At 71.9% G+C, this 12,097-nt stretch carries 13 protein-coding genes; 6 read left to right on the plus strand and 7 right to left on the minus strand.

Features of this window, described 5'->3' with window-relative positions:
• Positions 1 to 155 precede the first annotated feature (155 nt).
• Positions 156 to 476 carry a multidrug efflux SMR transporter gene (locus K2X24_RS12505; protein ID WP_292498481.1) on the plus strand — a complete coding sequence of 107 codons (321 nt, stop codon included), beginning with the start codon at positions 156 to 158 and terminating at the stop codon, positions 474 to 476.
• 21 nt (positions 477 to 497) lie between these two features.
• Here the strand turns inward: K2X24_RS12505 and K2X24_RS12510 are convergent, their stop codons facing one another.
• Positions 498 to 1,931: an FAD-linked oxidase C-terminal domain-containing protein gene (locus tag K2X24_RS12510; protein WP_292498484.1), complete on the minus strand. Its 1,434-nt coding sequence runs from the start codon at positions 1,929 to 1,931 to the stop codon at positions 498 to 500.
• Between the two features lie 288 nt (positions 1,932 to 2,219).
• On the opposite strand from K2X24_RS12510, the gene K2X24_RS12515 reads away from it, so the two are divergent.
• Positions 2,220 to 2,585, plus strand: coding sequence for a cytochrome c family protein (locus K2X24_RS12515; protein ID WP_292498487.1), 366 nt, complete (start codon positions 2,220 to 2,222; stop codon positions 2,583 to 2,585).
• A 112-nt stretch (positions 2,586 to 2,697) separates the two neighbouring features.
• Here K2X24_RS12515 and K2X24_RS12520 read toward each other — a convergent pair whose 3' ends face one another.
• Positions 2,698 to 3,237, minus strand: coding sequence for a MarR family transcriptional regulator (locus K2X24_RS12520; RefSeq protein WP_292498489.1), 540 nt, complete (start codon positions 3,235 to 3,237; stop codon positions 2,698 to 2,700).
• Between the two features lie 207 nt (positions 3,238 to 3,444).
• On the opposite strand from K2X24_RS12520, the gene K2X24_RS12525 reads away from it, so the two are divergent.
• Positions 3,445 to 3,867 carry an organic hydroperoxide resistance protein gene (locus K2X24_RS12525; RefSeq protein WP_292498491.1) on the plus strand — a complete coding sequence of 141 codons (423 nt, stop codon included), beginning with the start codon at positions 3,445 to 3,447 and terminating at the stop codon, positions 3,865 to 3,867.
• Positions 3,868 to 3,888: 21 nt separating this feature from the next.
• Here K2X24_RS12525 and hisS read toward each other — a convergent pair whose 3' ends face one another.
• From hisS to secB, 5 genes are all read right to left on the minus strand, one after another.
• On the minus strand, positions 3,889 to 5,433 hold the full coding sequence (hisS, locus tag K2X24_RS12530) for a histidine--tRNA ligase (RefSeq protein ID WP_292498493.1): 1,545 nt from the start codon (positions 5,431 to 5,433) through the stop codon (positions 3,889 to 3,891).
• A 104-nt stretch (positions 5,434 to 5,537) separates the two neighbouring features.
• A complete protein-coding gene (locus K2X24_RS12535) occupies positions 5,538 to 6,029 on the minus strand; it encodes a DUF3429 domain-containing protein (RefSeq protein WP_292498495.1) in 492 nt (163 codons plus the stop codon).
• A 78-nt stretch (positions 6,030 to 6,107) separates the two neighbouring features.
• The gene (locus K2X24_RS12540) at positions 6,108 to 7,406 is read right to left on the minus strand and encodes an MFS transporter (protein ID WP_292498498.1); all 1,299 of its coding nucleotides are present in this window, start codon (positions 7,404 to 7,406) and stop codon (positions 6,108 to 6,110) included.
• Between the two features lie 191 nt (positions 7,407 to 7,597).
• The gene (locus K2X24_RS12545; RefSeq protein WP_292498500.1) at positions 7,598 to 8,254 is read right to left on the minus strand and encodes a hypothetical protein; all 657 of its coding nucleotides are present in this window, start codon (positions 8,252 to 8,254) and stop codon (positions 7,598 to 7,600) included.
• Between the two features lie 194 nt (positions 8,255 to 8,448).
• Complete coding sequence (gene secB, locus K2X24_RS12550) at positions 8,449 to 8,961, minus strand: protein-export chaperone SecB (RefSeq protein WP_238278925.1); 513 nt, start codon at positions 8,959 to 8,961, stop codon at positions 8,449 to 8,451.
• A gap of 528 nt (positions 8,962 to 9,489) precedes the next feature.
• Between secB and K2X24_RS12555 the strand changes: the two genes are divergently transcribed.
• From K2X24_RS12555 to K2X24_RS12565, 3 genes are read left to right on the plus strand one after another with little or no spacing between them, the layout of a single operon-like run.
• Positions 9,490 to 10,221, plus strand: a complete 732-nt coding sequence (locus K2X24_RS12555; RefSeq protein WP_292498503.1) for a Tim44/TimA family putative adaptor protein — start codon at positions 9,490 to 9,492, stop codon at positions 10,219 to 10,221.
• Positions 10,222 to 10,276: 55 nt separating this feature from the next.
• Positions 10,277 to 11,428: a murein transglycosylase A gene (locus K2X24_RS12560; protein ID WP_292498580.1), complete on the plus strand. Its 1,152-nt coding sequence runs from the start codon at positions 10,277 to 10,279 to the stop codon at positions 11,426 to 11,428.
• Positions 11,425 to 12,087: a Smr/MutS family protein gene (locus tag K2X24_RS12565; RefSeq protein ID WP_292498505.1), complete on the plus strand. Its 663-nt coding sequence runs from the start codon at positions 11,425 to 11,427 to the stop codon at positions 12,085 to 12,087. The genes K2X24_RS12560 and K2X24_RS12565 overlap by 4 nt, the downstream gene beginning before the upstream one ends.
• The last annotated feature ends 10 nt before the right edge of the window (positions 12,088 to 12,097 follow it).

A 12,097-nucleotide genomic window follows, 5' to 3' on the forward strand; every position in this document is an offset into this window, starting at 1 on the left:
TGGCTTCGTTGAGGCAGGTGCCCGCCCTGCCCGGCGCGCGGGACGGTTGACCCGCCCGCCCCCGCAACCTACCTCCCGGCCCGCGAGGCCACGTCCTCCCCCCGCACGCGCGGGGCAGAAGTCCGGGACGGCCCGGCCCTTTCAGGAGGGCTGACATGGCCTGGATCTATCTCGTCGCCGCGGGCGTGCTCGAAGTCGTGTGGGCCTACGCGATGAAGCTGTCGGACGGCTTCACCCGGCCCTGGCCGTCCACGATCATGGCGGTGGCGATGGTGGGCAGCGTCGGGCTGCTGGCGCTCGCCATGCGCACCCTGCCGCTCGGCACCGCCTATACCATCTGGACGGGCATCGGCGCCGTCGGCGCCTTCCTGGTCGGCATCGCGGTGCTGGGGGAACAGGCGAGCGCGATGCGGCTCACCGCGGCGGCCCTGATCGTGTCCGGCCTCGTCCTGATGAAGCTGTCGAGCCCGCACTGAGCGGGCCCGGCCCCGGCCGGATCAGATTCCGACCCGCCCCTCCAGGGGGAACACCTTGGCGGGGTTCATCAGCCAGCCGGGGTCGAACACGTTTTTGACCCGCATCTGCTGCTCGAGGTCGGCCTGGGCGTACTGGAAGCGCATGAGTTCGCGCTTCTCGATGCCGACGCCGTGCTCGCCCGTGAGGCAGCCGCCGACCTCGACGCAGAGCTTGAGGATCTCGTCCCCGGCGGCTTCCGCCTTCTCCATCTCGCCGGGCTTGTTGATGTCGAACAGGATCAGCGGGTGCAGGTTGCCGTCGCCGGCATGGAACACGTTGGCGACGCGCAGGCCCTTCTCGGCGCAGATCGCGCCGATGCGTTCCAGCACCCCGGGCAGCTGGCCGGTGGGGATGGTGCCGTCCATGCAGATGTAGTCCGAGATCCGGCCGGTGGCGCCGAAGGCGGACTTGCGGCCCTTCCAGATCGCGGCGCTCTCGGCTTCCGATTTCGAGACCCGGATGCTGGTCGGGTTGAAGTCGCGGGCGATGGCCTCGATGCGGGCGAGCATCGCCGTGCATTCGGCGTCCGAGCCCTCGACCTCGATGATCAGCATGGCCTCGGCGTCGCGCGGGTAGCCGGCTTTCGCGAAATCCTCGGTGATGAGGATCGCCTCGCGGTCCATGTATTCGATCGCCACCGGAATGATGCCGGCGCCGATGATGGCGGCCGTGCAGGCGCCCGCATCCTCCACCGAGCCGAAGCCGACGAGCGCCGGGCGCGCGCCCTCCGCGCTGCGCAGGATGCGCACGGTGGCCTCGGTGACGATGCCGAGCTGCCCCTCCGAGCCGCAGACGAGACCGAGGAGGTCTAAGCCGGGCGCGTCGAGGTGCTCGCCGCCGATCTCCACCACGGTGCCGTCGTTCATCACCAGGGTGACGCCGAGCAGGTTGTTGGTGGTCACCCCGTACTTGAGGCAGTGCGCGCCGCCGGAATTCATCGCGATGTTGCCCGCGATGGTGCAGGCGAGCTGGCTCGACGGGTCGGGCGCGTAGAAGAAGCCCTCGTGGCTCACCGCGCCCGAGATGGCGAGGTTGGTGATGCCGGCCTCGACCCGCGCGGTGCGGTTCTCGTAGTCGACGGCGAGGATGCGGTTCATCTTGGCCACGCCCAGGATCACCGCGTCCTCCTGCGCGATGGCGCCGCCGGCGAGCGAGGTGCCGGCGCCGCGCGGCACCACCCGCACGCCGTTGGTGTGGCAGAACGCCATCACGGCCGAGACCTCCGCAGTGGTCGAGGGCAGCACCACGGCCAGCGGCATCTTGCGGTAGGCGGTGAGCCCGTCCGTCTCGAAGGCGCGGCGCTCGTCCTCGGTGATCACCAGGGCCTCGGGGGCGACCAGGGGGGCGAGGCCGGCGATGATCGCATCGCGGCGGGCGACGACACCGGCATCCGGCACGGGAAAGGCGATCGACATGGGCGCTCCTCGCAATCGGTTCGCCTTCAGCCTGCGCTCAGGCGCGCCGGTCTAGACCTTGGCGCGGCGCAGGGGGCGATTGCCGCCGAGTGTAGGCCAAACCGGCGGCGACCGCATCCCGTGGACGCTCCGGATACCGGAGGGCAGACGAAACCCACGCCGTGAAGCTTCGTTTCGTCGCAGGATAGGAGCGCGGGTTGGGGCGTTTCCAGTCTCAATCTGTTCTAAAACCCTAAGCTCTGCCATAACCAAAGGTGGCTTCGGCCGCTCATAAGGAGGAAAACAACCATGCGTCACCTGATCCTCGGCGCCGCGCTCGCGCTCCTGCTGCCGCTCTCCGCACAGGCCCAGGAGGCCGGCGACGCCGCGGCCGGCGAGAAGGCCTTCGCGCCCTGCAAGGCCTGCCACGCCTTCGGCAAGAACGGCGTCGGCCCCGACCTGAAGGGTGTCGTCGGTCGCAAGGCCGGCGCGCACGAGGGCTACAACTATTCCGCCGCCCTGAAGGGCTCGGGCATCACCTGGGACGAGGCCAACCTCAAGGAGTGGCTGAAGGACCCCAAGGCGAAGGTGCCGGGCAACAAGATGGTCTATCCGGGCCTCAAGGACGACAAGAAGCTCGCCGACGTGATCGCGTACCTCGGCACGCAGAAGTAAGCGTCGCGCCCGGTCCCGCGCGGGACCGGATTCGCCGTCTGCAATGCTTGTCTCCGCCGGCGAAAGCCTGCGGATGGGCCGTCCCCGCCTCCGGCGGGGGCGGCCCTCGCGTTCAGGCTCCGGCCTCGGCCCGTTCCTCTGCCCGCGCCGCGCCCGGGCTCGCGTCTTTCGCGAGGTTCTGGTGCAGGGAGGCGCGCAACTGGACGAGGGTGTCGAGGAGCGCGCGCCGGCCGTCCATGTCGAGGCCCGTGAGCCCGCCCGCGAGGCCCGGCACGCATTCCATGCGCTGGCGCAGGGCCCGCCCGCCCGGGGTGAGGAAGATGCTGACCTGCCGCTCGTCGGTGCGGTCGCGGGCGCGGCGGACGTGTCCGGCCGCTTCCAGGCGCTTCAACAGGGGCGTCAGGGTTCCGGAATCGAGGAACAGGCGCTGACCGATCTCCTTGACCGTCAGGCCCTCCTCTTCCCACAGCACCAGCAACACCAGATATTGCGGGTAGGTCAGGTCGTGCCCCGCCAGCAGCGCCCGGTAGGCGCGCCCGAAGGCATGCGCCGTGGCGTAGACGGCAAAGCAGAGCTGGCTGTCGAGGCTCAGGGCGTCGGCGCACGGATCTGCGACGGGCTCGGTGCGGGGGCGGGTGGTCCGTCCCGACATGATGCGGTGTCCTTCCTGTGGACGATTGCCTTATGGCGACCGGACGGAACCGGGGGCCTGTCACGACCTTATGCAAAACTCATATTGCGCACAATCAAGTTCCGTGCGAGATGAAAACTAGATTGTGCGCAATCGAGATCGCTCCGGCCGCCGCCGGAGCGGTGCGTCCGATCCGACCACCCCGTTCCACGACGAGGAGAGACCGACATGAAGGCACTCTACACCGCACACGCCCATGCCACCGGCGGCCGCGAGGGTTCTGCCGCGACCGACGATTCCAAGGTGGACGTCAAGCTCTCGACCCCGAAGGAGCTCGGCGGCGGCGGTGGCGCCGGCACCAATCCGGAGCAGCTCTTCGCGGCCGGCTACGCGGCCTGCTTCCTCGGCGCGATCAAGTTCGTGGCCGGCAAGGACAAGATCCAGGTGTCGGAGGATTCCAAGATCGAGTCGAGCGTCGGCATCGGCCCGCGCGACGACGGCACCGGCTTCGGCCTCGTGGTCGCCCTCAAGGCAACCCTGCCGGGCCTCGAGCGCGCCGTCGCCGAGGATCTGGTGAAGCGCGCCGACGTGGTGTGCCCCTACTCCCACGCCACCCGCGGCAACATCCAGGTCGACATCTCGGTCGCCTGAGCTTTCGCGTCGGCCGGGCGGTCAGTTCCGCTCGGCCGAAGCCTCGGGCCTGCTCCCCGGGAAATGCGTTTCCAGCACGTCCCAGACCCGCTCGACCATCTCGGCGACCGGCACCGAGAACTGGGCCGGGCGCGCGGCCTTCCACTCCGCGTTGCTGGTGATGGCGGCCGCCGCCTTGGCGCCCTCGATCAGGTCCTTGATCTGGACCTCGCCGGCCTCGCGCTCGTTCGAGCCCTGAATAATCGCGCAGGGGCTGCCGCGCCGGTCGGCGTATTTCATCTGCGCCTTCATGCCCGAGCCGCCGAGATAGAGTTCGGCCCGGATGCCGGCCTCGCGCAGGCTCGAGACCAGCCGCTGGTAATCGGCGATGTTTTCGCGATCCAGCACCAAGACAACGACGGGGCCGGGCTTGGCGGTGCCCTCCAGGAGCGGGCTCTTCACGAGTTGCAGCGCCGAGAACAGGCGCGAGACGCCGATTGAGAAGCCGGTGGCCGGCACCGGCTCGCTGCGGAAGCGCCCGACGAGGCCGTCGTAGCGCCCGCCGCCGGAGACCGAGCCGAAGCGCACGGTCTGGCCGTCCTCGTTGGTGACCGGGAAGGTCAGCTCCGCCTCGTAGACCGGGCCGGTGTAGTATTCGAGCCCGCGCACCACGGACGGGTCGATGCGGATGCGATCCTCGTAGCCGGCGGCAGCGAACAGGGCGGCCATGTCCGCGAGTTCGCGCACGCCCTCCAGGCCGATGGCGCTGCCCGCGAGCGATGCCTCGAAGTTCGCCAAGGTGGTGGCGTTGTCGGCGGGCGCCGATCCGGTTCCGGTCCAGCCGGTGAAGGCCAGGACGCGCCCGATCGCCTCGTCCGCCAGCCCCGCGCCCTTGGTGAAGTCGCCGCTCTCGTCCTTGCGGCCGGCGCCCAGCAATTCGCGCACGCCCGCATCGCCGAGGCGATCGAGCTTGTCGATGGCGCGCAGCACGGTCAGGCGCTGGCCGGCCTTGTCGGGACCACTGAGGCCGATCGATTCCATCAGGCCGTCGAGCACCTTCCGGTTGTTGACCTTCACCACGTACTGGCCGGTGAGCCCGAGCTTCTCCAGGGTGTCGGCCATCAGCATGCAGATCTCGGCATCGGCCGCCACCGAGCCGGCCCCGACGATGTCGGCATCGAACTGCATAAACTGGCGGAAGCGGCCCGGACCCGGCTTCTCGTTGCGGAAGACGTAGCCCGCGCGAAAGCTCCGGTAGGGCTTGGGGATCGCGTCGAAGTGCTCGGCCACGTGCCGGGCGAGCGGCGCGGTGAGGTCGTAGCGCAGCGAGAGCCAGGATTCGTCGTCGTCCTGGAACGAGAACACGCCCTCGTTCGGGCGGTCGAGGTCGGGCAGGAACTTGCCCAGCGCCTCGGTGTACTCGACGAAGGGCGTCTCAAGCGCCTCGAAGCCATAGAGTTCGAAGCTCCGGCGGATCGTCTCCAGCATGCGGTGCTGGGCGGCGATCTCGTCCTCGCGACGGTCGACGAAACCGCGCGGCAAGCGCGGCTTCAGGGTATCGGCCTTGTTTGAATCGGCCTTGGCCATGGTGATCTTCGCGTCCGTCGGAGCTGTTCGGGGTTCCGGGGGCTCTATCGCGGGTGGCCGGAGGCGGCAAGCGCGCCGGGTGTCTGGCGCCCGAGCACCCCGCGTCAGAGCGCCAGGGCGAGAAGGGCCGCGAGGCTCACGAGGGCGATGGGGATCTGCACCGGACGCAGGCGGGCGAAGAACAGCGGCGCCTCACCCCGCCGGGCCGCGATCGGATCGAGGACCGCGATGGCGGTGAAGCCGACGAGGAGCACGAGCAGGGCCGGCACGGCCGCGCCGAGGGTCGCCAGCACCAGGGCGGCGAAGCCGAGGCTGAACAGCCCGATCATGGTGGCGATCTGCGCGACGGTGGCCCCGCCCTCGGTGCGGAAGCTGACGCCCCGGCGCACCCCCGACAGGAACAGCAGGATGGCGCAGCCCCACAGGATCGTCAGCGCGGCGGCGGCCTGCCCGAGGTCGGTGCCGCGCCAGCCCCAGGCGGCCAGCGCACCGGCGGCGAAGGGCAGCATCGGCCCGTAGCCGAACACGATGCTGAGCCACGGCACGGCGCGGGGTTCCGTGACCCGCAGGGTCCGTCCGTCGGGTCGATCGTCCATCGTCTGGGGCTCCGGTGGCTGAGGCACCCTCGCCAACCGGGGCGGGACCGGCCTGTTCCCCCCGGCGGCAATCCGCCCTCAGGCCGTCTCCGGCTTGCGCTCGGGCTCGGGCTCGCGCCGGGCCTGCCGCGTCCCCTCCCCGGAGGAAGTCTCCCCGGAAGACGTCTCGGCCGCGGCGTCGCGCCCGCGCCCGCTGCGGCCCTCACTGGTGGTGTCGAGCCAGAGGACGAGCGCGAGGGCGACGAGGGCGGGGGCGCCCAGCGCCAGGAAGGCGCCGGTCCAGCCGAGCACCGATTGCGCGAGGCCGCCGTACCAGGCCGAGAGGGCGCCGCCGATGCCCTGGATGGCATTGAGGGAGCCGAGCGCGGTCTGGGTCCGGCCGGAGCCCCAGGTGAGGTCGGCCACCACCACGGGCACCGCGACGCCGATGATGCCGGAGGCGATGCCGTCGAGGATCTCGGCCGAGATCAGCCAGACGGGATCGTCGATGAAGGCCGAGAGCGCGGCGCGCACGGGGAGCACCGCGCAGGCGGCGACGAGGAGCTGGCGCCGGCCTCGCCTGTCGGCGAGCGAGCCCGCGAACAGCGCCACCGGGATCATCACGAGTTGCGCCACCATGACGTAGCGGGCGGTCCAGCTCGTGGCGTCGACGGCGGTGGCCACCAGCTTCTGTCCGAGCAGCGAGAGCATGCCGCCGTTGCCGAGGTTGAACAGGGCGAGGGCCACGGCGAGCACGAGGAGCCGGCGGTCGGACACGATGCTGCGCAGGCCGGCGCGCTCGGGCTTGTCGTCGGAATCCTCCTGCCAGCCCACCGCCCGGCGCGCGTTGTAGCAATGCCCCGGCGTGGTGAGCGTGGCGAGGATCGCCAGCACCGCCATGGCGCCGAGCACCCAAAAGGCGATGGCCGGGCCGAACCAGCCGGTGCCGAGGCCGATGCCGCCGGCCGCGAGCAGGATGCCGAGATGGTTGAAGGCCTGGTTGCGCCCCTGCTGCTTCGGGAAGCGGTCCTTGCCCACGATGCCGAGGGTGAGCGCGGTCACCGCCGGCAGCAGCAGCGTGCCGCCCGCCGCCGCCAGCATCTGCGCGGCGAAGACCGGGATCACGCCCCGGGCCGGCAGCAGCAGCAGGGTGCCGCACAGGATCGCCCCGCAGGCCAGGGCGATCAGCAGCCGGGGCCGGCCGAGGCGGTCGACCAGGGCGCCGCAGGGGCCGCTCATGAGCAGCGAGCCGATGCCCACCAGGGTGGTGACGAAGCCGACCCGCGACGGACTCCAATTGGCGGATTCCGCCAGCCAGGTGCCCAGGAACGGTCCGAGCCCGCCCTGGATGTCGCCCGTGAAGACGTTGATCAGGGCGAGGTGATGCGTGGCGAGCATGCGATCCGGGGGCTGCAATCGATCCGCCGATCCCACGGCGCTGCGGCGCGGGGACCGGTCGGCCTGCCGAGGGCGGCGAAACTGGATGCGAGTAACGGCCAAGCCCGGACTTCGATCCCGAGCCTACCTGGGCGCGTCCCGTCGCGGACGCGATCTTCGCGTGGTTCGGCCCCGCCGTGGGGCTCCGCGGCTCAGGGGCCGGCGGCCAGCCAGCGGCCGAAGCCCTGCGCGTAATTATCGGCGGCGCGGTCGAAGAGGTCGTCCGTCTCGCCCGCCGTGAGGGCGGCGTCGATGAGGATGCCGGTGACGCCCTGCCCGACCGCCTTCACGCCGATGCCTCCCTTGTAGGTGGTGAGCACGGCGTTCGTGCGCGCGTCGACCACGTCGATGTCGGCGCTGACGACGGGGTTGCCGCCGATGGTGATCCGCCGGATGGCGGAGGGAATGTCTACGTGGGTGACCGTGGCCACGAGGCGCACCGGGCGCGTGCCCGGCGGCCGTTTGGCGGTGACGAGTTCCAGCTTTGCGCGGAGGCGCCGTGCGGTCAGGTCGCGCACGAAGGCGCGGCCGGCCGGCGTCGCCGCGACGGCCGGATCGTTCGGTGCCAGGCCATGGGCGCGGGCATAATCCTCCTCGGCCGCGCCCCAGACGATGGGCGCGGTCTCGGGCACGCGGACATCGAGGCTGGCGAAGCGAAGCTCGGCGGTCTCGAGCGCCGACAGACCGTTCGGGGCTGGCGTGACGCAGCCGGAGAGGCCGAGCCCCAGGCTCAGCAGGAGCGCGAGAGTGCCGGCCCGGGTCAGGCGGCCAAGGGCCGGAATCCGGTGCGCGCCGCGGGATCGGATCATTTGAAGGCGTCTCGCGGGACCGGTCCTGGGCAGGACCAAGACGTCCCCCGTCCCGGCCTGCCGCGCCGGACTGTCGCGGCGCGGGACGCCTGCTAGCACAATCCTAGACGGCACGGTGCGGCAGGCGTGCAACACGCGGTGGCGCTCAGGTCCCGCATCCACCGGATGGCCGGCGGATGCGGCACGGTACGCGTTCAGGAGGCGAGCGGACCGGGCGCGCCCTGCTGCGCCTGAGCTTCCATCGCCTTCTGGCGGTAGAGGCCCACGAAGTCGATCGGGTCGATGTAGAGGGGCGGGAAGCCGCCGTTGCGCACGGCCTCGGCGACGATCTGGCGCGCGAAGGGGAAGAGCAGGCGAGGGCACTCGATCATCACGGCCGGGTGGAGCTGGTCCTCCGGGATGTTGCGCATGCGGAAGATGCCCGCATAGGTCAGCTCGAAGGCGAACAGCACCTCGCCGGCGATCTTGGCGTCGCCCTCGAGGGTCAGCTCGACCTCGAAATCCACCTCGGCGATCTGCTTGGCGTTGACGTTCACCTGGATGTTGATCTGCGGACCGCTCTCCTGCGGCTGCAGCGAGCGCGGCGCATTCGGATTCTCGAAGGAGAGATCCTTGGTGTATTGCGCGAGTGCGTTGATGGTGGGGGTGCCGTCGTCGGGCTGCGCCGTGGCGCCACCGTTGCCGTTCGGTGCGGGATTGTCGGCCATGGCGTTGTATCCTCTTCCTGGGTCTGCGGATGGGCGGTGCCGTACCGGATCGAGGCCTCCGCCGATCTCCGCATCCCGGCGGATCGTGCGTGAGCGCGACCCGCGACGATGCGACCACCCGGCCGGCGCGGGAGCGCGCTATCACGCCCGTCCGGGCGGAACAAGGCGACGGGCCGGGGCGCAGGCCCCACGGCGCCGGAACGGGCGCGGCCGGTCCGCACCCGGAACGCCCGCCTGGAACCGGCGGACCGGCCGCCCCATATCCCTGTGCGCGACCCCGGAGGTTCGAGCCATCCCGAGACCGTGCCCTTCCGCACCGGGCCTGACCCGCGTCGGCCCGCCGCCCTCCGGACCGCGAAGACGCGGCTCGATCCTTGCGCGGCACTCGGCTAAAGCGCCACATGGTCGAGCTTCTCGGCCGCGTGTCTCGGCCGGAACCTCCAGCCGCGTGCTCCTGCCGGGGACCGGACCGGGTTTCGGAGCCCCTTGGAACAACGTATTCGTGCGACGGCCACGATCGGATCAGTGATGCAGGACTCCTTCGACTTGACCACCCTGATCTTCCTCGCGCTGGCGGTCTTCGTCATCTGGCGGCTGCGCTCGGTGCTGGGCCAGAAGACCGGAACGGAGCGCTCGCCCTTCAAGCCGGTGGATCGCAGCCGCACCGAGCCGCCGGCCGCGCGCGGGGACGGCGACAACGTGGTGCGCCTGCCCGGAGCCGACCGCGCGCAGGCCCAGGCCGACCGGGGCCAGGTGGCGCCGAAGGCGGATGCCCGTGACTGGCGCGGGATCGCCGAGCCGGGCTCGGCCATCGCCCAGGGTCTCGAGAACGTCGTCCAAGTGGAGCCGAACTTCGATCCGCGCGCCTTCGTGGAGGGGGCCAAGAGCGCCTACGAGGCCATCGTGATCGCGTTCGCCAAGGGGGACCGCAAGACCCTGCGCAGCCTGCTCTCCCGCGAGGTCTGCGAGGGCTTCGAGCGCGAGATCGACGCCCGCGAGGGACGCCGCGAAACGGTGGAGACCACCTTCGTCTCCCTCGACAAGGCCGAGATCGTGGCGGTCGACGTGAAGAACCGCGTGGCCCAGATCACCGTGCGCTTCCTCTCCCACCTCATCACCGCCACCCGCAACGCGCAGGGCCAGGTGACGGATGGCAGCGCCGAGACCGTGGTCGAGGTGCCCGACGTCTGGACCTTCGCCCGGACGCTGGGCACCCGCGACCCGAACTGGCAGCTCGTGGCGACGGAAGCCGGCGCCTGAATGGACGGCTGACCGCGTGACATCCCGGCCTGCGGCCGTCGCGGCCGCCCTCGTCCTGCTCTGCCTCCCCGTCCCCGGCTCGGCCGCCCCCGCGGCCGAGCCGTTGCGCGTGGGCGACGCGGTGCTGGAGCCGGTGGAGACCGCGCGCCTGGGCGGATTTCCGGGCCCCGACGCAAGCGAGGCCCTGGCGGCCTTCCGGCGGACCTGCGCGGCGAGCCCGGCAGCCCCCCAGCCCACCGGCGTCGCCGGCTCCGCCGAGGCCCTGGCGGCGGCCTGCGCCCGGGCGGCGGCGGTGCCCGAGACCGAGGCGGGCCGCTTCTTCACGGAAACCTTCGATGCCTACCGGGTCGTCCGCCCCGCGGCGGCGGGAACGCCCGAGCGCCGCAGCGGCTTCCTGACCGGCTATTTCGAGCCGGAACTCGACGGCTCCGCGACACCCGGTCCCGGCTATACCGCGGCCGTGCTGGCCCGGCCCGACGACCTCGTCGGCCTGGAACCCGGCGAGACGCGTCCGGGCCTCGACCCCGCCCTGCGCGCGGCGCGCCGGGTCGGCGACGCCTTCGAGGCCTATCCGGACCGGGCCGCCATCGAGAACGGCGCCCTGGGCGCGCGGGCGCGCCCGCTCCTCTACCTGCGCGACGCCGTCGACCTGTTCGTGCTCCAGGTCCAGGGCTCGGGCCGCGTCCGCCTCACCGACGGGCGCTCCGTGAGGGTGCTCTACGACGGGCGCAACGGGCGCCCCTATACCTCCATCGGCAAGCTCATCGTCGGCGAAGGCCACCTGCCGCTGGAGGGCCTCACCCTGGCGCGCTGGACCGGCTGGCTGCGGGCCAATCCGGGCCACGCGCGGCGGCTGATGCGGGCCAACGCCTCCTACATCTTCTTCCGCCTCGCCGAGATCGCGGATCCCGCCCTCGGCCCCCCCGGCGCGGCCGGTGTTCCCCTGAGCCCGGGCCGCAACGTCGCCGTCGATGCCACGCTCTGGCGCTACGGCCTCCCCTTCTGGCTCGAGGGCCGGATCGCGGGCGACGCCGCGCCGGGGCGCCTCGTCGTGGCGGCCGATACGGGCTCGGCCATCGTCGGCCCAGCCCGGGGCGACCTCTATCTCGGCACCGGCACGGAGGCGGGCATGCGCGCCGGCAACCTGCGCGACGCGGTCGGTTTCGTGGTGCTGCTGCCGCGCGGCGCCGGACCCGCCGCCCCATGAAGACACCCCGGCGCCCGCGCGGCCTCTCGGGGGAGGACGCCTACCTGTGGGGCGAGATCGCCCGCCTGATCACGCCCCTGCGCGGCCGCGCGCTGCCGCGCGCGGACGCCGTGCCGACGAAAACCTCGGCGCCGGTTCCGGCGAGCCAGGTCTCCGGCCACAAGCCGTCCGCGCTCAAGCCCCTCCCCCCGAAACCCCTGCCCCTGAAGCCGGCGCCCCCGAAACCCATGCCGCGTACGCTCGCCAAGCGCGCCGCCCTGAAGCCGACCCCGCCGCCGGCCCCGGCGGCCCCCGTCGTCGCCCCGGCGCCGCCCCAGGCGCCCGGCCTGGAGCGCCGCGTCCGGCTCGCCCTGCGCCGGGGCGCGCTCCAGGTCGACGCCAGGATCGACCTGCACGGGATGTATCAGGCGGAAGCGCACGGGGCGCTGATCGGCTTCCTGATGCGGGCGCGGGCCAGCGGACACATCCACGTTCTCGTGGTCACCGGCAAGGGCGGCCCGGGCTACGACGAAGCCTTCTCGGAGCGGGGCGTGCTGCGCCGGAGCGTGCCGCACTGGCTCCGGTCGCCGGAACTCCGGGGCGTGGTGCTCGGCTTCGAGGAGGCGGCGCGCCACCACGGCGGGGCCGGCGCCCTCTATGTGCGCCTACGCCGCCGCTGATCCGGCTTGA

It is taken from the genome of Methylobacterium sp. (assembly GCF_019750675.1).
GTDB lineage: Bacteria > Pseudomonadota > Alphaproteobacteria > Rhizobiales > Beijerinckiaceae > Methylobacterium.